The following is a 20,548-nucleotide window of genomic DNA, read 5'->3' as shown; positions in this document are numbered from 1 at the left end:
CCTTCCCAATGTCTCGTCGATGAAGGCGCCGGTCAGAAGCCGGCGTCGCGGAGGAAGCGTTCGAACGTCGCGGCGTCGGCGTACGACTTCTGCGTGCCGAGGCCCGTGACCGAATGCGCGGCGTACGCGGACGCGTAACGCATCGCGTCGACCGCGTCGCGCGACGCCGCGTAGCAGCGTGCGAAGCAGCCGATATAGGCGTCGCCGGCGCCCGTTGTGTCGCGTGGGTCGACGGGGACGCCCGGCACGTGGTGCACGCCGTCGCGCGACACCAGCAGCGAACCGTTGCTGCCGAGCGTGACGAGCACGTGCTGGAGCCCGCGTGCGACCAGCGCTTGGGCGGCGCGCGTAGCGCTCTCGCGCGAATCGACCGGCATGCCCGACACGATCGCGAGCTCGGTTTCGTTCGGCACGAAGAATTCGACGGAACGGATGCGTTCGAAATCGAGATCGGCCACGGCGGGCGCTGGGTTCAGCAACACGGGAATGCCGTGCCGCGCGCCGAATTCGATCGCGTGATAGACGGTGTCGAGCTCGATTTCGAGTTGCAGCACGATCAGCGCGCATTCGGCGAGCATCGGCGCGGCCGCGTCGATGTCGGCCGGCCGCAGGTGGCGGTTCGCGCCCTTGACGATCAGGATGCTGTTGCTCGAATCGGGCTCGACGAAGATCGGCGCGACGCCGCTCGGCACGCCGGCGACCTTGCGCACGTGCGCGGTGTCGATGCCTTCGCGCTCGAAGTTGCGAATCGTGTTGTCGGCGAACACGTCGTCGCCGACCTTGGTGACCATCACGACGCGCGCGCCGAGGCGTGCGGCCGCGACGGCCTGGTTCGCACCCTTGCCGCCGCAGCCGAGCTCGAAGTTCGACGCCTCGAGCGTTTCGCCCCGGGCGGGCATGCGCGCGACGTAGGTCACGAGGTCGACCATGTTGCTGCCGATGACGGCGATTGTCTCCATCTGGGTCTCTTCCTTGGTATGGGGGCGGCCGTATGCGTGGGTGGCAGCGGGTCGCGATAGGTGATAATAAAATCACATAGAGTGTGAAAATGCAATCCTATGATGTTAGGATGGTCACTTTAGGGCTGGCGGGAGGGTGGGGAATTCCCCCATGCGTGCCGGAGAGACGGCTTCACGTCAGGCGGTGCTGATGCACAATTGCGAGCGCTCAGATCGAGCGCGGGGAGAGGCGAGAGCCTCGCCGGGAAGGTGGCTGAATTCTCTCCGCGGTGCGGAGAGGATTAGGGGGCGGCAGGATTCCGCGGTTACCGAGATTCCCACTGCTACCGCGTGGTGCCGCGCCCGGGCGAGCGTAACGCGCGGCGCGTCACCGACTTCATCGTCAGGGGCGAAGCCCCGATCTGTGTTCGAATGCGTAAAATACGTATAATACGCATTTGTTGCTCCGAGGAGGCCACCATGCCCACCATTACCGCCACCGAGCTGGCGCGTCACACCCGCCAGATCCTCGATCAAGTCGCCCAGCGCCGCGAGACCGTCGTGGTCGAGCGCAATCAGACCGTGATCGCGCGCCTGGTGCCCGCCGACCCCGTCATGAACGCCGTGCAGGCGCTCGAGGGCCTGCAGCAGAGCCTCGGCGCCGACGATGCGGCCCGCTGGTTGCGCGACAGCCGCGCCGGCTTCGACGACGGAGTGCGTGACCCGTGGGCGTGATCATCGACAGCTGCGTCTGGGTCGGTCTCGCCGGCGGCACCGTCGACGCGCGCGCCGTGATCGATACCGCCGGCGACGCGCCCGTGTTCATCTCGACGATCTCGCTGGGCGAACTGGCGTTCGGCGTGCAGTCCTGTGCTGATGCCGCCGAGCGGGCGCGGCGGGGAGCCCATCTGCGTCAGCTCGAGCTGCGCCCCGTGCTCGAGGTCACGCGCCACACCGCGGCCGCGTTCGGCGTGCTGGCCGCCGCGGTCAAGCAGGCCGGCCGCTCGCCGCGCCCGCGCTACAACGATCTATGGATCGCGGCGCAGGCGATCGAGCACGGCTACGCACTGATGACGCTGAACGTGGCGGATTTCGCGGACCTGCCGGGACTGAACGTGCGAGTGCCGACCACCGCCGGGGGGAATTGAACGGCTCTCGAACAACGCACGGCCGCGACGGCCAGCGCTACAACGGTATCGCGAAAGAGTCGACGCCGGTCTTCGCAACGCGGTGGATAGTGACAACCTAAATACGCGGCAAGCAAGCGCTTGAATAACTCGCTTGCGGAGCGAAATGCGTTTTCGCCGCGAAGCGCCGCGTCAATCAGCGGTTCACGACCGAGTACACGAGCGTGCCGGAGAACATCAACAGCACGAGCGACGCGCCGCGCAGCAGCGTCGACGTACGGGCGGCCCACGCGCGTTGCGACGTGAGGAGCCCGCCGAGGGACGACCAGCCCACCCCGATCGGCGCGAGCACGACCAGAAATACGACGAGCGCCCACGCGAAATAGTGTGCGGACCTGAACGCCTCCAGCGGAAACAGCGTGCTCGAGAACAGCAGCGCCTTCGGGTTCATCATCGTCGCGACGAACACGTCGCGAAAGCGCACCGGCGCGACCGATACGTCCTGCAGCACGCGGCTATGCGTCCACATCCTGAGCGCGAGGAAAAAGATGTAGACGGAACTCGCGAGCTTGACCCCGTCATACAGCCAGGGCCGGCCGGCAGCGAACGTGGACAGAAAGAATCCCCATACGGCAATCGCGATCGCATAGCCGAGCGCCTCCGCGACGACCAGCGGCCACGTGCCGCGCAGGCCGACCTTCAACCCGGACGACAGCAGCAGCGTATTGGTCGGCCCCGGCACGATCAGCACCAGCGAGACGTACATCGACATTTTCAGCAACGCTTCCTGGATGGGCACGCGGCCTCCTCGATTCGTCAGTGTCGCGGTTCGCGTCCGGCCGAAGCGGCGCGCCGCTGAAATGGCGGTTGACCTTCATGCACAGACCGTTCGATCTGCGCTTCCGTGAACTTGCCCGTTTTCATCGCATGGCCTTCGTGTCCGCCCGGGCACATGATGACGAATTTCTCTGCCGACGAGTCTGATTATTTTTGGGTCGAGATCACGATCGTCGAAATGCGAAAAGGTCGGAAGCTTTATATTTGAAGTGGTGAATTATTTGTTTCTTTCATGTGAATTGCGTCTGTCATTTCGCATATTTTTTGAAGAAATGATTATTGAGTCATGCGCGCAAAATGAAAAAATTAATTTTTTTGTTTCGAAAAAATTGAATCGGTCGTTGTGAGGTATTTGGTCGATATTTTCAGGTATTTAGAATTTCTCTGGACAGCCGGGGATTGATATGAAATTTTTCGAGATGTGCCATCATGAACGCTGCTATTGTGTGTCGGACAGTCAAGCACAAGGTACGACGATCCTGGAAACAATTAGGTAGACTGAATTTGTAAATGCACTAATGGCAATCACCGTGTCGTAAATTCAATTTGTCGAAGCAGAATCCATTCCGTGGTGTGCCTCCGCGTGCGATGGAGGCTTCGCGTTGTCGCCTGACTTCGCTGCGATTCACTACGCCTTTTCGGTGTCATTTGTCGTGATGGACCGGGCGCGTCATTATGCGTTACCGGACGAGTGGCTGGTTCAATTCGACAAGGCGGCACTATCCATTCAGGTTTCAAATCCCATGGGAAGCGTTCATGAGTAATCCGATCAAGAATATCGTCATCGTGGGCGGCGGCACGGCGGGCTGGATGTCCGCGTCGTACCTCGTCCGGGCGCTCCAGCACCACGCGAACATCACGCTCGTCGAATCCGCGGCGATCCCCCGGATCGGCGTGGGCGAGGCGACCATCCCGAGTTTGCAGAAGGTGTTCTTCGACTTCCTCGGGATACCGGAGCGGGAGTGGATGCCCCAGGTGAACGGCGCGTTCAAATCCGCGATCAGGTTCGTGAACTGGCGGAAGTCGCCTGATGGTTCGCGCGGCGATCACTTCTACCATTTGTTCGGCAACGTGCCGAACTGCGACGGCGTGCCGCTGACCCACTACTGGCTGCGCAAGCGCGAACAGGGCTTCCAGCAGCCGATGGCGTACGCGTGCTATCCGCAGACCGACGCGCTCGACGCGAAGCTGGCGCCGTGCCTGGCCGACGGCACCCGCCAGATGTCCCACGCGTGGCACTTCGATGCGCACCTGGTGGCCGACTTCCTGAAGCGCTGGGCCACCGAACGCGGGGTGAAGCGCGTGGTCGACGAGGTCGAGCAGGTTCACCTGAACGATCGCGGCTACATCGCCAGCCTGTCCACCAAGGAAGGGCGCACGCTGGAAGCGGACCTGTTCATCGACTGCTCCGGCATGCGCGGGCTCCTGATCAACCAGGCGCTGAAGGAGCCCTTCATCGACATGTCAGACCACCTGCTGTGCGACAGCGCGGTCGCCAGCGCCGTGCCCGCCGACGACGCGCGCGACGGGATCGAGCCGTACACGTCGGCGATCGCGATGAACTCGGGGTGGACCTGGAAGATCCCGATGCTCGGCCGGTTCGGCAGCGGCTATGTGTTCTCGAGCAAGTTCACGTCGCGCGATCAGGCCACCGCCGACTTCCTCGACCTTTGGGGGCTCTCGGACAAGCAGCCGCTCAACCAGATCAAGTTCCGGGTCGGGCGCAACCGGCGCGCGTGGGTCAACAACTGCGTCGCGATCGGGCTGTCGTCGTGCTTTCTGGAGCCGCTGGAATCGACAGGCATCTACTTCATCTACGCGGCGCTTTACCAGCTCGTGAAGCACTTCCCCGATACGTCGTTCGACCCGCGGTTGGCCGACGCATTCAACGCCGAAATCGTCTACATGTTCGATGACTGCCGGGATTTCGTGCAGGCGCACTATTTCACCACGTCGCGCGACGACACCGCGTTCTGGCGCGCGAACCGGCACGACCTGCGGCTGTCGGACGCGATCAAGGAGAAGGTCGAACGCTACAAGGCGGGGCTGCCGCTGACCACCACGTCGTTCGACGATTCCACGTACTACGACACCTTCGATTACGAATTCAAGAACTTCTGGTTGAACGGAAACTACTACTGCATTTTTGCCGGCCTGGGACTGCTGCCCGACCAGTCGCTGCCGCTCTTGCGGCACCGGCCGGAGTCGATCGACAAGGCCGACGCGATGTTCGCGCGGATCCGGCGCGAGGCGGAGCGTCTGCGAGCGACCCTGCCGACGAACTACGATTACCTGCGCTCGCTGCGCGCGGGCGATGCGGGACTGTCCCGCAGCCAGCCCGGGCCGACGCTCGCGACGCCGGAGATCCTGTAGTGGACCGCGCCCCGGACCGGGTACGCGCGATCGCGGCCACGCACGCTGCCGTGGCGGCCTGCGACCCGCTGCAGGCGCGCGCGCTCGTCCTGCGGCTGCCGGGCCTGAACCGTCGACAGGATGTGCCGGGCATCGTCGGGCTGTTGCGCGAGTTCCTCCCGGCGCGCGGCGTGCCCTCGGGCTGGGGCTTCGTCGAAGCCGCCGCCGCGATGCGCGACATCGGGTTCTTTCTGGGATCGCTCAAGCGGCACGGACACGAGCCCGTGGATGCGGTGCCCGGGCTCGAGCCGGTGTTGCTCGACCTGGCGCGCGCGACCGGCCTGCCGCCGCGCGAGACGCTGTTGCACGTGACGGTCTGGAACCCCGCGGCGGCCGACGCGCAGCGCAGCTACACGGGGCTGCGCGACGAAGCGCACCTGCTCGAGAGCGTGCGCATCTCGATGGCCGCGCTCGAGGCGGCCATCGCGTTGACCGTCGAGCTGACCGACGTGCCGCTGCGTTCGCCCGCGTTCGCGCAAGGGTGCGACGCGCTGGCGGACTATCTGCAGAAAATGGTCGACTCGATCGTCTACGCGTATCGCTTCATCTCGGTGCAGGTGTTCTACGACGAGCTTCGTCCGTACTACGAACCGATTCGAGTTGGCGGCCAGAACTACCTCGGCCCCGGTGCGGTCGAAATGCCCCTTTTCGTGCTGGAGCACGTGTTGTGGGGGGCGCGATCGGACCACCAGGGTTATCGGGAATTCAAGGAGACGTACCTGCCCTACGTGCTTCCCGCGTTCAGGGCGATCTACGCGCGGTTCGCCGGGCGGCCGGCGCTCGTCGACCGCGTGCTCGGCGAAGCGCAAGCGGCCCGTGCGCGCGGCGAGCCGGTCGAGGCCGGGTTGGCGGCCCTCGACCGCGTATTCGAGGTCCTGCTGCGTTTTCGCGCGCCGCACGGCAAATTGGCCGAGCGTGCGTACGAAGTCGGGCGAAGCGGCCCCACGATCGGCAGCGGCGGGTACGCACCGAGCATGCTCGGCGATCTGCTCACGCTCACGCGCGCGGCACGGTCACGCGTTCGCGCCGCGCTCGACGCGCGCTGACGGCGCGACGCGGGCGGCGGCCATGTGTTCCATCTCACCAGGAGAGTTTGCCCCATGACTCAGCAGAGCCCCGCGAACGGGCGCGACAGCAACCACTACGACGTGATCATTCTCGGCTCGGGCATGTCGGGCACCCAGATGGGGGCCATCTTGGCCAAGCAACGGTTTCGCGTGTTGATCATCGAGGAATCGTCGCATCCGCGCTTCACGATCGGCGAATCGTCGATCCCCGAGACGTCGCTGATGAACCGCATCATCGCCGATCGCTACGGCATTCCGGAGCTCGACCACATCACGTCGTTCTATGCGACGCAGCGTTACGTCGCGTCGAGCACGGGCATCAAGCGCAACTTCGGCTTCGTGTTCCACAAGCCCGGCGAGGAGCACGACCCGAAGGAGTTCACGCAGTGCGTGATTCCCGAGCTGCCGTGGGGGCCGGAGAGCCACTATTACCGGCAGGACGTCGACGCGTACCTGTTGCAAGCCGCCATCAAGTACGGCTGCACGGTTCGCCAGAAGACGAGCGTGACCGAATACCACGCCGACCAGGACGGCGTCGCGGTGGCCACCGCCCAGGGCGAACGCTTCACCGGCCGCTACATGATCGACTGCGGCGGGCCGCGCGCGCCGCTCGCGACGAAGTTCGGGCTGCGCGAAGAGCCGTGCCGTTTCAAGACACACTCGCGCAGCCTCTACACGCACATGCTCGGGGTCAAGCCGTTCGATGACATCTTCAAGGTCAAGGGGCAGCGCTGGCGCTGGCACGAGGGAACCTTGCACCACATGTTCGAGGGCGGCTGGCTCTGGGTGATCCCGTTCAACAACCACCCGCGATCGACCAACAACCTGGTGAGCGTCGGCCTGCAGCTCGACCCGCGTGTTTACCCGAAAACGGACATCTCCGCGCAGCAGGAATTCGACGAATTCCTCGCGCGGTTCCCGAGCATCGCGGCGCAGTTCCGGGACGCCGTGCCGGTGCGCGACTGGGTCAAGACCGACCGTCTGCAGTTCTCGTCGAGCGCCTGCGTCGGCGACCGCTACTGCCTGATGCTGCACGCGAACGGGTTCATCGATCCGCTGTTCTCCCGCGGGCTCGAGAACACCGCAGTGACCATCCACGCGCTCGCGGCGCGCCTGATCAAGGCGCTGCGCGACGACGACTTCTCCCCCGAACGCTTCGAGTACATCGAGCGCCTGCAGCAGAAGCTGCTGGACCACAACGACGACTTCGTCAGCTGCTGCTACACGGCGTTCTCGGACTTCCGCCTGTGGGACGCGTTCCACCGGCTGTGGGCGGTCGGCACGATCCTCGGGCAGTTCCGGCTCGTGCAGGCGCACGCGAGGTTCCGCGCGTCGCGCGACGAGCGCGCCCTCGATCATCTCGACGACGATCCCCCGTACCTCGGGTACCTGTGCGCGGACATGGAGGGGTACTACCAGCTGTTCAACGACGCCAAGGCCGAGGTCGAGGCCGTGAGCGCCGGGCTCAAGCCGGCCGGGGAGGCCGCGGCGCGGATTCACGCCCTCATCGACGAACGCGAGTTCGCGAAGCCGATGTTCGGCTTCGGGTACTGCATCACCGGCGCCAAACCGCAGCTCAACAACTCGAAGTACAGCCTGCTGCCGGCGATGAAGCTGCTGCACTGGACGCAGACCAGCGCGCCGGCGGAGGTGAAACGGTACTTCGACTACAACCCGATGTTCGCGCTGCTCAGGGCGTACGTCACGACCCGCATCGGCCTGGCGCTGAAGTAGTCGACCGACCCCGGAATGAAAATGATAGACGACGTTCAATTGAATCAAGTGCGGGCCAGCGAGCATCCGTCGGCGGCGTACGACGCGACCACGCGTGTAGCCGCGAGCTGGTACGTCGCGATGCGCTCGGACGACCTCAAGGACAAGCCGACCGCGTTGACGCTCTTCGGTCGGCCATGTGTCGCGTGGCGCGGCACGACGGGCCGCGCCGTGGTGATGGACCGCCACTGCGCGCATCTTGGCGCGAACCTGGCCGACGGGCAGATCAAGGATGGGTGCATCCAGTGCCCGTTTCACCACTGGCGGTACGACGAGCACGGCCAGTGCGTGCACATTCCCGGCCACAGTGCGGCGGTGCAGCGCCTGGAGCCGGTGCCGCGCGGGGCGCGCCAGCCGACGTGGGTCACCGTCGAGCGGTACGGCTACGTGTGGGTCTGGTACGGCTCTCCGCAGCCGCAGCACCCGCTGCCTGAAATCGCCGCGGCCGACGTCGACAACGGCGACTTCATGCACGTGCACTTCGCGTTCGAGACGACCACGGCGGTGTTGCGGATCGTCGAGAACTTCTACGACGCGCAGCACGCGACCCCCGTCCACGCGCTCCCGGTCTCGGCCTTCGAGCTCAAGCTCTTCGACGATTGGCGCGCGTGGCCGGAGGTCGAGCCGCTGGCAAGGGCCGGTGCGTGGTTCGGCGCCGGGATCGATTTCAGCGTCAACCGGTACTTCGGGCCCCTCGGCATGCTGTCGCGCGCGCTGGGCCTGAACATGTCGCAGATGAACCTGCACTTCGACGGCTACCCCGGCGGGTGCGTGATGACCGTCGCGCTGGACGGAGTCGTCAAATACAAGCTGCTCCAGTGCGTGACGCCGGTGAGCGACGGCAAGAACGTCATGCACATGTTGATCTCGATCAAGAAGGTGGGCGGCGTCCTGCGCCGCGCGACCGACTACGTGCTGTTCGGGCTCCAGACCAGGCAGGCCGCGGGGTACGACGTCAAGATCTGGAACGGGATGAAGCCGGACGGCGGCGGCGCGTACAGCAAGTACGACAAGCTCGTGCTCAAGTACCGCGCGTTCTACCGCGGGTGGGTCGACCGCGTCGGCTCGAGCGAGCGGTAACGCATGAGTCGGCGGCGCTGGCCGGCCCGGTGTCGGTCGCGCCGCTTCGTCCGGCGCTCGCGAACCGCGGCGCACTGAGCGGCCGCGTGTCGCCTTCGCGTGCCGCGAGTCGGCCGGACCCGCTTCCGCGCGATTGTCGCCGGTGCGTTGCAGCGTGCACAGGAAAGGGCCCGCCTGTCTCAGCCGCTATATGGCGATCTGCGTCGAAGAAAAAACCTGCTTGAGCACCATGAAAGTCCGAATCTGACGCACGCCGGGCAGATAAAGCAGTTGTTCGGCATGGAGCCGGTTGAAGCTTTCGCTGTCGCGGGTGCGCAGCATCATGAAGTAGTCGAACTCGCCGGTCACCACATGGCATTCCATGCAACCGGATACGTTCTGTGCCGCTTTTTCAAACGCGGCAAAGGATTCGGGGGTCGATCGATCCAGCACGACCCCGATGATGACGACCATGCCCGCGTCGAGGGCAGGCGCGTTGAGCAACGCGACGATTCCTCGGATCAAACCGAGGCTCTTGAGCCGTTCGACGCGGCGCAAACAGGCCGGCGCACTCAAATTCACCTTCGCCGCCAGCGCGACGTTCGAGATCGATGCGTCCTTCTGAAGGGCGCGCAGGATCGCTTTGTCCGTACGGTCAAGTTCGACGTGGCTCGCGTCCGCCGGGCGCGATTTGTCGAGAAATTTTGTTGTCGATTTCATCGATTCGAAAAAATTTGCGTTCGTCGGGATGGGGAAAATTGTATTTCAAAGCACGGAGGAGGAAATATGTTTGCAACCACGTTTCGAGGGTATTTCACTAGAATTTCTTCATGCCCGGTCGCCCTGACGACAGGCGTCCGAACCCACCGCCCACCTTTCGGAGAACCTCCGTGAACCTCGATCGCTTTCCCCGCCACAAGCTGACCTTCGGACCCACCCCCATTCATGAGTTGCCGCGCCTCGGCAAGGCGCTGGGCGGCAAAGTGCAGCTCTATGCAAAACGCGAAGACTGCAACAGCGGCCTGGCGTTCGGCGGCAACAAGACCCGCAAGCTCGAGTACATCGTGCCGGACGTGCTGGCGAGCGGCGCCGACACGCTGGTATCGATTGGCGGCATCCAGTCGAACCAGACGCGTCAGGTCGCGGCAGTCGCGGCTCATCTTGGCCTGAAATGCGTGCTGGTTCAAGAAAACTGGGTCAACTACTCGGATGCTGTGTATGACCGCGTCGGCAACATTCAGATGTCCCGCATGATGGGCGCCGACGTTCGGCTGGTGAGCGACGGCTTCGACATCGGCATTCGCCCGAGTTGGGAAGAGGCGCTGGAGAGTGTCCGCAACGCGGGCGGGAAGCCGTATCCGATCCCCGCCGGTTGTTCCGAGCATCGGCTTGGCGGCCTCGGGTTCGTCGGTTTCGCGGAGGAAGTGCGCGCCCAGGAAGCTGAACTCGGATTCAAGTTCGACTACATCGTCGTGTGTTCGGTGACCGGAAGCACGCAGGCCGGCATGGTCGTCGGGTTCGCGGCGGATGGACGCGCGGATCGCGTGATCGGTATCGATGCGTCGGCCAAACCCGAGCAGACGCGCGAGCAGATTCTTCGCATCGCACGCCAGACTGCCGATCTCGTGGAACTCGAGCGGCCGATCGAGGACGCGGACGTGGTGCTCGATACGCGCTACGGCGGCCCTGAATACGGCTTGCCGTCGGAAGGGACGCTCGAAGCGATTCGACTGTGCGCGAAGACCGAGGGAATGCTGACCGACCCGGTTTATGAAGGCAAGTCGATGCACGGAATGATCGATAGGGTGCGCCGCGGCGAGTTTCCGGAAGGGTCCCGGGTCTTGTATGCGCACCTCGGCGGTGTCCCCGCATTGAACGCATATAGCTTCCTGTTCAAGAACGGTTGAGGCTTGGGCCGCGTTCCGACTGCAAGTGAAGTCGGAGTGCGGCGTGCATATCGCCAATTCGGGGCGCCAAGTATGGACATGCAGAATCGACTTCCGACCAGCACGATGACGGATGCCGACCCGGAGGAACTCCGGGAATGGTGCGACGCGCTCGATGGCGTGTTGCATGCGTGGGGCGGCGATCAAGGCAACGCACGTGCACGCCATCTTCTCGACTCGTTGTTGGCGCATGCACACACCCGTCGCGTCGCGTGGCGGCCGCCGCTGGTCACGCCGTACGTCAATACCGTGGCGCCCGACGAGCAGCCGGCCTATCCGGGCGATCTGCACCTCGAGCGGCGGATCGCGGCGTTGATACGGTGGAACGCGCTCGCGATGGTGGTTCGCGCCAACCGTGCGCAGGGTGAACTGGGTGGGCACATTGCAAGCTATGCTTCCGCCGCGGATTTGTTTGCTATCGGTCTGCTAGCGTCGCCCCTGCGCGGGGCGGCGGTCACTTTTCTTTGTCTTCCAAAGAAAAGTAACCAAAAGAAAGGCGCGTCCTTGGGCGGACGGCAAAGGAGGTCCTGCTCAGGGTCGTGGTTTCTTTGTTGTCCCAGTTCGTGGGATTCAGACTGGGCGTGACAACAGTGCGACGTCGCCGTGTACCTAATCGGCCGTTTGCAGTTGCTTCACCAATTCGCCAACGAAGTCGATCAATACGGTCGACAACACTCTTCCGGTCAAGGTCTGGATCTGGATCGCACGCAACGACATGCCCGGATGATCGATCGGTATCGTTACCAGACCGTCCGTCGCCAGACGCGCCTGCACCGTCAGGCGGCTCGTCAGGGACACGACCCCCGACATTTGAGTGAATGCATACAGCGTGTTGGAGTTGTTGCAGGTCAGGACAGGCTCGAAGAGAAGATTCTCCAGGCTCGCCGTCGTATCGAAAAGCTGACGGATCGTCGTGCCGCGGTCAAGCAGCGCAATCGGGAAATTCCGCAACTCCGCCATCGATACCGTCGCACGCCCGGCCAGCGCGTGAGAACGGGGCATGACCGCGCAAATGGGCGCGCTCTGCGTGTACTCGACGTTGATCTCCGGCTCTCGTACGACACCGAACGTCAGGCCGATATCGGCTTCGCCGTTGCGGACGTGTGCCGTCACCTCTTTCGGCGCCGTCACCGCCACCTCGAAACGGGTACCGGGCGACTTTTCCAGAAATTGCGTGATGGCGCGAGGGAGCACATCCCGGGCAAACGCCTCTGACGTCGAGACGCGGATCGTGCTCCGATCGAATGAGTTCAGCGCCTTGATCTCCTCGATCACCTGCTGACCTTCGAGCAGCGTTCGTCGGACATGCGCGGCCAACAGCTCCCCGGCCTTGTTGGGGACCATGCCCCGCGCCTGACGCTCGAACAGCGGGCAGCCGACCTCCTCCTCGAGCTTCGTCATCTGACGGCTGATCGCCGAGATCGAAACGTGCAGCTTCTCGGACGCCTCGCTCAACGAACCGGTGTTGGCAACGGCAAGGAAGTATCGGAGTGCAGCGTTGTGCATGACGGGCCGCCAAGTTTGCGTTATTGGAAAGCAGGGCACGCAAAAAAGTCAATTGTAGTGCGCGTTTTGGCTCCGTACGCTTGATCCATCAAGGTTGAACAAACCGCTCTTCCACAATACACGCGAGGATCGTCATGACGCGCCGCCAAGCAATCGACTCTGCCACAACATATTTCGATTCGGGGGGCTTCCTGAAAGATCTCGCGCGACGCGTCCACATGATGACGGAAAGTCAGGATTCCGGAAGGGCCGACGATCTCAGAGCCTACCTCGCCGACGAGATCGTCCCGTCGATCGACCGTATGGGTTTCGAGTCTCGTATCGTCGAGAACCCGGTTGCGGGGAGCGCGCCGTTCTTGATTGCGACGCGTATCGAGGATCCCTCGCTTCCGACGATCCTGATGTACGGGCACGGTGATGTCGTCCGTGGCCATGACGGACAGTGGAAGGACCAGATGTCGCCATGGAACGTCACGGTTGAAGGAGACCGATGGTTTGGGCGGGGCACCGCGGACAACAAAGGGCAACACACGATCAACCTGGCCGCGCTGGAGCAAGTCGTCGCGGCCAGGCATCGACGCCTGGGTTTCAATGCGACGCTGCTGCTCGAGATGGGGGAAGAGACCGGATCGCCCGGGCTGCGTGCGGTCTGCGAGCAGAACAAGGATCTTCTCGCATCCGACGTTCTGATCGCGTCGGATGGCCCGCGGGCCAGATCGCACGTCCCCTGTGTTTTTCTCGGGTCGCGCGGGTTCGTCAACTTCACGCTTTCCGTCCGGCTCCGGTCGGGCGCACATCATTCCGGAAATTGGGGCGGGGCGCTCGGCAATGCCGGCACCGTCCTCGCCAACGCGATCTCGTCGCTCGTCGACGGGCGGGGGCGGATCCTCGTTGACGCGCTGTTGCCGACGCATATTCCGGATGCGGTGCGGACTGCGCTGAAGCATATTGCCGTCGGCGGCGGACCCAACGATCCTCACGTCGATGCCGATTGGGGCGAACCTGGCTTGACCGCCCAGGAGCGCGTCTATGCATGGAACGCGCTGGAAGTACTGGCCTTTACCACCGGTAACCCGACCAGCCCGATCGGCGCGATTCCGCCCGTTGCGCACGCGCATTGCCAACTCAGGTACGTCGTCGGTACGGATTGCGAGCGTATCGAAGAAGTCTTGCGGCATCGCCTCGATGCATGCGGGTTCGATCGGGTCGAGGTGGCCATCGGCGAGCGGATGGGCGCCACGCGCCTGCCGCCGGAAGATCCGTGGGTCGCATGGGCGCTCGATTCGATCGAGCGGACGACCGGCAAGCAGCCGGATTTGCTGCCCAATCTTGGCGGGTCGCTGCCCAACGACGTCTTTTCCGAGGTGCTGGGCCTTCCGACGGTCTGGATTCCGCACTCATACGGCGCCTGCTCGCAGCATGCACCGAACGAACACCTGCTTGGAAGTGTCGCGCGTGAGGCGCTTCAGATCATGGCCGGCATATTTTGGGATCTCGGGGAGTCGGCATCCGCCGTCCGGGATCGGCGCAAGGAAGGAGTGCTTGTCGCCCAGGCATAAGACGCCAATTTTTAATGCACTTGTTATCGTAGGTTACCGGAGAATGAGATGCGTACTATGGAAATGGTGGATGCCGCGCCCACAAGAGAACAGGCTCCAAACGTGTTGCGACTGGTGTCCGCCGCGACGGTCGGCAATGCCTTGGAGTGGTTCGACATACTGATTTATGGATTCTTCGCGATCTCGATTTCAAAGGCTTTCTTTCCGGCGTCGAGCAGCGGGGTCTCCCTTCTTCTGACGTTCGGGACGTTCGCGATCTCGTATTTGGCCAGGCCGATCGGCGCGCTCGTGCTGGGTTCGTATGCGGATCGCCGCGGTCGCAAGGCATCGATGATGGTGTCGATCGTGACGATGATGATCGGCACGACGACGATCGCACTGACGCCGAGTTACGCGTCGATCGGCGTGATCGCACCGATTCTGGTCATCTGCGCTCGACTGCTTCAGGGCTTTTCCGCGGGCGGCGAGTTCGGCAGTACCACTGCATTTCTGGTGGAACAGTGTCCCGAACGCAAGGGATTGTTCGCCAGCTTCCAGTTCGCGAGTCAGGGATTGAGCTATATGCTCGCGGCCGGTTTCGGCGTTCTCCTGACCTTGACGCTCGATGCAGACGCCATCGACGCATGGGGCTGGCGCATACCGTTTCTCTTTGGCGTGTTGATCGGCCCCGTCGGCCTGTACCTGCGAAAGCACGTGCATGAGGCCGACGGCGCGACGCGTGAAAAGCGCGAATCGTTCCCGGTAAGGGAAGTGTTCGTCAACCAGAAAGCCAGGATGTTGTTGGCGATCGGTACGCTCGTCCTTTCCACCGGCGCCAGCTACGTCATTCTTTACATTCCGACCTACGCGGTACGTGAGCTTCATCTGCCCGCCAGTTTCGGCTTCATCGCAACGACGTTGACCGGCGCCATCCTGACGTTCGTGACGCCGTTCGTCGGCAATCTGTCGGACAGGATCGGCCGCGTCAGGCTGATGATCTGGGCCGGGATGGCATTCATTCTGACCATTTATCCGGTTTTCAAATTGCTTGGCGCGCATCCCGATCTGGGAAGGCTCATTGCGATGATGGCCTGGATCGGGACGCTGAAGGCGGTCTATTTCGGCGCGCTGCCGGCGCTGATGGCGGAAGTATTTCCGACAGAAACCCGAGCGACGGGCATGGCCATCAGCTACAACATCGGCGTCACGCTTTTTGGCGGTTTCGCGCCGCTGATCGTCGCATCGTTGATCCATCAGACAGGCAATTTGGCATCGCCGGCGCTTTACCTGATGTTGCTCGGCGTGCTGAGCTTGATGGCGTTGCGCGGATGCCGATCAATGTTGAATCTCCGATAAGGCAGCGCATCGAGAGAATCCCGCACAGTCGAGCGATTGCTTCGCCTGGTGCGGTCCGAGACTGTTTCGACGACATGCGAGGAGAGATCGGGATGAGTGCAAGGAAACTGGACACGGTATCGTCGGTCGCGTCGACGTGGAATTGGCTGTTGCCGCCTTCGGAGCGGGCCCGCGTGTGTGTCGTCATTGATCCGAGCCTCGGCGTTGCCGCGGTTTCGGCGATCGTAGCCAGCTTCACGGCGATGCCGGAAGTCGCGCTTCTCCAGATTGACGATCCCGTCGATGCACACCGTGCATGGAGCGCGTCGCTCATGCCGGGTAACGGTCCCGATGCGGCGAAGACGAGCGCGGAGTGCCGATCGGGTCGATTGCCGCGAGGCGTGCCGTTGCTGGTGTGGTCGACACGCCCGCAGGACCTCGACTGGGTCGGCGGCATCGAAGGGAACAGGGTGCGGGCCCTCGTGACCTTCGAGGATGACGAGGTCGAAATGCAGGTATCTCGTCTTCTCACGCTTGTTCTGAAGGAGTTGAAGCATGCGATCGCCGAGAACATGTTGATCTATTAATACGATCAAAATGGTCTTGCTTCGGCATGCGGCCTTCCGGATTTCATCGAGTCATTTCAATGCCGGAGAACGGGCGCGATGCACCGCCTGCGATAGCCGACCGCACGGCAATTGGTCGAAAAAGTTGCGCGTCAGGACCGACGGCGCGGGAATCCGCCGTCTGGCGCCGCGACCGCACGCCAGGCTGACCGTCCGATTACCGTTTTGTCATCTACGCCGTTCGCGCCTGCACGGAGCGAAGCCGTGTCGCCGTTTCCGGGTAACATCGCCGGATGTCCCTACGAATGCGACGGAGCCGCCATGCGCATCCTGATAGTCGAAGACGAACCGAAGACGGGCGCGTACCTGAAGAAGGGGCTCGAGGAATCGGGCTTCAGCGTCGATCTCGCGAAGGACGGCGCTGAAGGGCTGATGCTCGCGCAGGAAGAGCGTTACGACGTGATCGTGCTCGACGTGATGCTGCCCGTGCTCGACGGCTGGGGCGTGCTCAAGCGGCTGCGCGAAACGCACACGACGCCGGTGCTGTTCCTGACCGCGCGCGACGACGTGCAGGACCGCGTGCACGGCCTCGAACTCGGCGCCGACGACTACCTCGTGAAGCCGTTCGCGTTCGTCGAACTGCTCGCCCGCATCCGCACGCTCGCGCGTCGCGGGCCGCCGCGCGAGACCGAACACCTGGTGGTCGGCGATCTGGAAATCGACGTGGTGCGCCGCCGCGTGAAGCGCGGCGCGACGCGGATCGACCTGACGCCGCGCGAATTCTCGCTGCTGCAGTTGCTCGCGCGCCGGCAGGGCGAGGTGCTGAGCCGCACGCAGATCGCGTCGTACGTGTGGGACATGAATTTCGACAGCGACACCAACGTCGTCGAGGTCGCGATCCGGCGCCTGCGCGCGAAGATCGACGATGCGTTCCCGGTCAAGCTGATCCATACCGTGCGCGGCGTGGGCTACGTGCTCGAACCGAAGGACGACGCATGACGCGCCCGCGCTCGCTTGCGGCGACGCTCGCGCTCGCGTTCGCCGCAACCACGCTCGCCGCGTTCGCGCTCGTCGGCGCATACGTGTATGCGGGCCTCGAGCGACAGGTCAACACGCAGGACGATCTCGACATCGTGCTGGCCGCGCGTCACACGCGCCGGCTCGCGGGCGAACTCGAGTCGCTCGACGCGGTTCGCGCGCACGCGGAGCGGCTCACGAGCCAGGTGCTGGGCAACGAGGCGCTGTCGATGGTCGTCGTCGATGCGCAGGGCGACGTGCTCGCGCGCCACAACGTCCGGCTCGCGGCGCTCGACGACGCGCCTGCGGTCGCATCCGTTCCGCTGGCGGACGCGCAGCTGTTCGCGCCGCACGCGGTGCCGGTTCCGTCGAACGACCGGATCACGGCCGACCGGCTCGTCACATGGACCGCCGGCGGCGGCACACCGATGCGCGGCGTCCTGATCGAGGCCGCACTCGGCGACCGCACGCCGATCCGCATCGCGATCGCGCGCAACATGCACGACCGGGCCGATCTGCTCGAAGGCTACCGCGACCGGCTCAAGCTTGCCGGCGCGCTCGGCGCGCTGTTCGCGCTGCTGCTCGGGTACTGGCTGATTCGCAAGGCGCTCGCGCCGCTGCGCGAGATCGTCGACGACACCGGCCGGATCACGGTCGACAAGCTCGACACGCGGCTCGATGCGTCGCGCGCGCCGCCCGAACTGCGCGCGCTCGTCGATGCGCAGAACGCGATGCTCGGCCGCCTGCAGCAGGCGTTCGCGCATCTGTCGCAATTCAGCGCCGATCTCGCGCACGACTTGCGCACGCCGCTGAACAACATGCGCGGCGCCACCGAAGTCGCGCTCGCGCGGCCGCGCTCGGTCGACGAGTACCAGACGCTGCTCGAATCGAATCTCGAGGAATACGACCGTCTCGCGCGGATGATCGAGAACGTGCTGTTTCTCGCGCGCGCCGAGCACCCGAGCTTCGTCACGCGGCAGCGCGCATTCGACGTGCGCGAGGAACTCGAGCGCATCGCCGAGTATTTCGAGGGGCTCGCCGACGAAGCGGGCTCGACGCTGCGCGTCGACGGGCACGGGCAACTGACCGCCGACGTCGAGCTGTTTCGTCGCGCGGTGGGCAACCTGCTCGCGAACGCGCTGCGTTACACGCCGGCCGGTGGCGTCATCACGCTCGCTGTCGACGAAACGCCGGACGCGGTGCGCGTCGTCGTCGCGAATCCGGGCGAGCCGATCGATCCCGCGCTGCTGCCGCGGATCTTCGACCGGTTCGTGCGCGGCGACCCCGCGCGCAGCGGCGGTGTGCCGGGCGGCACGGCCGGGCTCGGCCTTGCGATCGTGCGCTCGGTGATGGAACTCCACGGCGGCACCGCGCAGGTCGAAAGCGACGCGCGCGACACGCGGTTCGTGCTCACGTTCAACCGGCCGCCGGCAGCGTGACGGCGGGTTCGGGCCCGGCGGCGGGCGCGTAGAACGCCACTTCGAAGCCTACCGGTTCGCAAGCGCTGGTCGGGTTCGACACGAAGATTGAGATGCTCCTTCTCGGGCACCACGCAAAACGAGGCTCGCCTCATGGCATGCTCACGCCGTGAACCCGCGACCAGTGAGCCAACGAGCACGCCCGAAACATGATGGCGCGCTCTTGCTCATTCAGCGGCGATGGATCGGCGCAGCGGCGCTGCAGCCGGGGTACGTCGAGCAAGCCGGCGATGCGGTCGGCGTCCGTAGCCAGTATTTCGCGTGTGTGCTGGCGCAATGCCTCGCCGTTGCCTTGATCCTTGGGTAAGGCCGATTTCCTGCGCAGGCGCACGGCTTCCGGCAACGCACCGCGCGACGCTTCACGCAACATGGCCTTTTCCACGCCATCACGTAGCGCCAGTTCGGCCGGAATGGTGGCAGCCAGGTCCAGAACTTCGGTATCGCTGAAGGGGATGCGCGCTTCCAGTCCATGTGCCATCCCATGGATATCGCCGTTATGCAACAGCCGCTGCAACCAACGATGGCGCACCAGCCATTGCGTGGCGCGCAGACGTGAGGCGGGCGTATGCCAATCGTGTCCGGCGGCGATCGCCAGTTGGCGATAGACCTCGCCGTAGTGTTGCAACGGTTGCGCCAGCAGGCCGGGCCGTAGATAGGGATCGGCGGTCAAGCGTTGCAGGATATGGGTCGGGTCACGGGTGGCGTGCGGGTCGAGCAAGAAGTGATAGCCGTAGTGCGTTTCATCGGCGGCATCGCCGACCAATACCGCCTTGACGCGCGTGCTGGCGGCTCGCGCCAGGTAATGTTGCGCCAGCTCCTGTTCCCACGCGGGCAGTACATCGTTCTGCGTGGCCAATTGCAGCAGATCCTGGGCGAGTGTTGAGCGCGTCGGTGTGACGTCTTCACGTGGCAGACCCAATTCATCGGCGGCCTGCTCGGCGAAAGGTTGATCATCGGAAGCCACGATCAGCGAACGCGCGTAGTCGTAGCGATGGTGATCTTCAAAGCGAATGGTGAAGCAGGGCGGTGTCGCACCTGCCGCTCGCGCCAGGCCGCCGATCAGCGTGGAGTCGAGGCCACCGCTGAAAAACAGGCCGACCGGTGTATCGGCGATCAAGCTGCGCTGGACGGCTGCGGCGAGGCGCTCGCGCAGCGCGGGAGCGATATCGTCGGCCCGGGTGGCCGGGTTTTCGGCAATCTCCGGCGCCCAGCGCGATAGCTGCAAGCCATCGCGATCCACGCGCAGCAGATGCCCGGGCGGCAGGTACGCCATGCCCTCGAACATGGGTTGCGCCACGCCGCTGAAGAACGGCGCCACCAGGTATTCCAGCACGGCGTCGACATTCGCACGCGGCGCTTGCATCGCGGGCAGCAGTCCTTTGGCCTCCGACGCAAACAGGAATTCCGGCCCCTGTTGCAGGTAAACGAACGGCTTGACGCCCAGCCGGTCGCGCGCGGCAAAGGCGCGTTGACGATGGGTGTCCCACACCAGGAACGCGAACATGCCGTTGAAGCGCCGAAGACACACTTCGCCCCAAACCGCATACGCGGCGAGCACCACCTCGGTGTCGGTGTTCGTACGGAACGACCAGTGCGCGCTCAGTTCGCGGCGAAGCTCAGCGTAGTTGTAGATTTCACCGTTGTAGACCAGCACGTAACGATGGTCGGCACTGCACATCGGCTGCGCGCCATGCTCGGCGTCGAGTAGCGCCAAACGGTCGTGAGCAAGCACGGCGTGTTGGTCATGCCATAAGCCCCGGCCGTCTGGCCCACGATGCCGTTGTTGCTCGCGCATGGCGAGCACCCGCTCGACCTGTGCGGGTGCCTGGCCGTCGTAGCGAATCAGCCCAGCCAAGCCGCACATCAGACGGTCGCGCCCGGTTGAACGGGGGCGAGCAACAGCGTGGTCCGTCGCTGTTGCCGTTCGAAGGTTCTGCTAACGGTCACCA

At 64.2% G+C, this 20,548-nt stretch carries 17 protein-coding genes and 1 pseudogene; 13 read left to right on the top strand and 5 right to left on the bottom strand.

Going from position 1 to position 20,548, the window contains the following annotated elements; all coding sequences use genetic code 11:
• Positions 1-32 precede the first annotated feature (32 nt).
• On the bottom strand, positions 33-959 hold the full coding sequence (rbsK, locus tag J8I33_RS32655; protein ID WP_209939817.1) for a ribokinase: 927 nt from the start codon (positions 957-959) through the stop codon (positions 33-35).
• Positions 960-1,418: 459 nt separating this feature from the next.
• On the opposite strand from rbsK, the gene J8I33_RS32650 reads away from it, so the two are divergent.
• Both J8I33_RS32650 and J8I33_RS32645 read left to right on the top strand, forming a co-directional pair.
• Complete coding sequence (locus J8I33_RS32650; RefSeq protein ID WP_124557408.1) at positions 1,419-1,673, top strand: type II toxin-antitoxin system Phd/YefM family antitoxin; 255 nt, start codon at positions 1,419-1,421, stop codon at positions 1,671-1,673.
• A complete protein-coding gene (locus J8I33_RS32645; protein ID WP_124557409.1) occupies positions 1,664-2,086 on the top strand; it encodes a type II toxin-antitoxin system VapC family toxin in 423 nt (140 codons plus the stop codon). The genes J8I33_RS32650 and J8I33_RS32645 overlap by 10 nt, the downstream gene beginning before the upstream one ends.
• Positions 2,087-2,261: 175 nt before the next feature.
• On the opposite strand, the gene J8I33_RS32640 is transcribed toward J8I33_RS32645, so the two are convergent.
• Positions 2,262-2,864, bottom strand: a complete 603-nt coding sequence (locus J8I33_RS32640) for a LysE family transporter (RefSeq protein ID WP_124640004.1) — start codon at positions 2,862-2,864, stop codon at positions 2,262-2,264.
• A gap of 794 nt (positions 2,865-3,658) precedes the next feature.
• Between J8I33_RS32640 and J8I33_RS32635 the strand changes: the two genes are divergently transcribed.
• From J8I33_RS32635 to J8I33_RS32620, 4 genes are read left to right on the top strand one after another with little or no spacing between them, the layout of a single operon-like run.
• Complete coding sequence (locus tag J8I33_RS32635; RefSeq protein WP_209939816.1) at positions 3,659-5,275, top strand: tryptophan halogenase family protein; 1,617 nt, start codon at positions 3,659-3,661, stop codon at positions 5,273-5,275.
• Positions 5,275-6,360, top strand: a complete 1,086-nt coding sequence (locus J8I33_RS32630; RefSeq protein ID WP_348636050.1) for a monodechloroaminopyrrolnitrin synthase PrnB family protein — start codon at positions 5,275-5,277, stop codon at positions 6,358-6,360. The genes J8I33_RS32635 and J8I33_RS32630 overlap by 1 nt, the downstream gene beginning before the upstream one ends.
• Positions 6,361-6,414: 54 nt before the next feature.
• Positions 6,415-8,115, top strand: a complete 1,701-nt coding sequence (locus J8I33_RS32625) for a tryptophan 7-halogenase (RefSeq protein ID WP_209939815.1) — start codon at positions 6,415-6,417, stop codon at positions 8,113-8,115.
• Between the two features lie 24 nt (positions 8,116-8,139).
• Positions 8,140-9,234 (top strand): Rieske 2Fe-2S domain-containing protein, encoded by a 1,095-nt coding sequence (locus J8I33_RS32620; protein ID WP_209939820.1) that lies wholly within the window; start codon positions 8,140-8,142, stop codon positions 9,232-9,234.
• A 186-nt stretch (positions 9,235-9,420) separates the two neighbouring features.
• On the opposite strand, the gene J8I33_RS32615 is transcribed toward J8I33_RS32620, so the two are convergent.
• Positions 9,421-9,933 (bottom strand): Lrp/AsnC ligand binding domain-containing protein, encoded by a 513-nt coding sequence (locus tag J8I33_RS32615; RefSeq protein ID WP_124640009.1) that lies wholly within the window; start codon positions 9,931-9,933, stop codon positions 9,421-9,423.
• Positions 9,934-10,103: 170 nt separating this feature from the next.
• Here J8I33_RS32615 and J8I33_RS32610 point away from each other — a divergent pair, with 170 nt between their 5' ends.
• Together J8I33_RS32610 and J8I33_RS32605 are read left to right on the top strand one after the other, a co-directional pair.
• The gene (locus tag J8I33_RS32610) at positions 10,104-11,120 is read left to right on the top strand and encodes a 1-aminocyclopropane-1-carboxylate deaminase (RefSeq protein ID WP_050014211.1); all 1,017 of its coding nucleotides are present in this window, start codon (positions 10,104-10,106) and stop codon (positions 11,118-11,120) included.
• A gap of 72 nt (positions 11,121-11,192) precedes the next feature.
• Positions 11,193-11,582 (top strand): annotated as a pseudogene (locus tag J8I33_RS32605) (pyruvate dehydrogenase (acetyl-transferring), homodimeric type); the annotation flags it as partial.
• 186 nt (positions 11,583-11,768) lie between these two features.
• Here J8I33_RS32605 and J8I33_RS32600 read toward each other — a convergent pair.
• Positions 11,769-12,665 (bottom strand): LysR family transcriptional regulator, encoded by an 897-nt coding sequence (locus J8I33_RS32600; RefSeq protein ID WP_209939814.1) that lies wholly within the window; start codon positions 12,663-12,665, stop codon positions 11,769-11,771.
• A gap of 134 nt (positions 12,666-12,799) precedes the next feature.
• Between J8I33_RS32600 and J8I33_RS32595 the strand changes: the two genes are divergently transcribed.
• The 5 genes from J8I33_RS32595 to J8I33_RS32575 all read left to right on the top strand — a co-directional run bounded on the left by J8I33_RS32595 (position 12,800) and on the right by J8I33_RS32575 (position 18,560).
• The gene (locus tag J8I33_RS32595) at positions 12,800-14,224 is read left to right on the top strand and encodes a M20 family metallopeptidase (protein ID WP_209939813.1); all 1,425 of its coding nucleotides are present in this window, start codon (positions 12,800-12,802) and stop codon (positions 14,222-14,224) included.
• Positions 14,225-14,272: 48 nt separating this feature from the next.
• Positions 14,273-15,559: an MFS transporter gene (locus J8I33_RS32590; protein WP_209939812.1), complete on the top strand. Its 1,287-nt coding sequence runs from the start codon at positions 14,273-14,275 to the stop codon at positions 15,557-15,559.
• A gap of 92 nt (positions 15,560-15,651) precedes the next feature.
• Complete coding sequence (locus J8I33_RS32585) at positions 15,652-16,125, top strand: hypothetical protein (RefSeq protein ID WP_209939811.1); 474 nt, start codon at positions 15,652-15,654, stop codon at positions 16,123-16,125.
• A 300-nt stretch (positions 16,126-16,425) separates the two neighbouring features.
• Entirely contained in the window at positions 16,426-17,103 is a 678-nt protein-coding gene (locus tag J8I33_RS32580) for a heavy metal response regulator transcription factor (RefSeq protein ID WP_050014215.1), read from the top strand.
• Positions 17,100-18,560, top strand: a complete 1,461-nt coding sequence (locus J8I33_RS32575; protein WP_209928170.1) for a heavy metal sensor histidine kinase — start codon at positions 17,100-17,102, stop codon at positions 18,558-18,560. Before J8I33_RS32580 ends, J8I33_RS32575 begins: the two co-directional genes overlap by 4 nt.
• A gap of 130 nt (positions 18,561-18,690) precedes the next feature.
• On the opposite strand, the gene asnB is transcribed toward J8I33_RS32575, so the two are convergent.
• The gene (gene asnB, locus J8I33_RS32570) at positions 18,691-20,463 is read right to left on the bottom strand and encodes an asparagine synthase (glutamine-hydrolyzing) (RefSeq protein WP_209939810.1); all 1,773 of its coding nucleotides are present in this window, start codon (positions 20,461-20,463) and stop codon (positions 18,691-18,693) included.
• Positions 20,464-20,548 lie beyond the last annotated feature (85 nt).

The sequence above is a fragment of the Burkholderia sp. AcTa6-5 genome (genome assembly GCF_017815075.1).
In the GTDB taxonomy this organism is placed as follows: Bacteria; Pseudomonadota; Gammaproteobacteria; order Burkholderiales; family Burkholderiaceae; genus Burkholderia; species Burkholderia sola.
The sequence above is the reverse complement of the archived record's forward strand: the minus strand, read 5'-3'. Positions and strand labels throughout refer to the sequence as shown.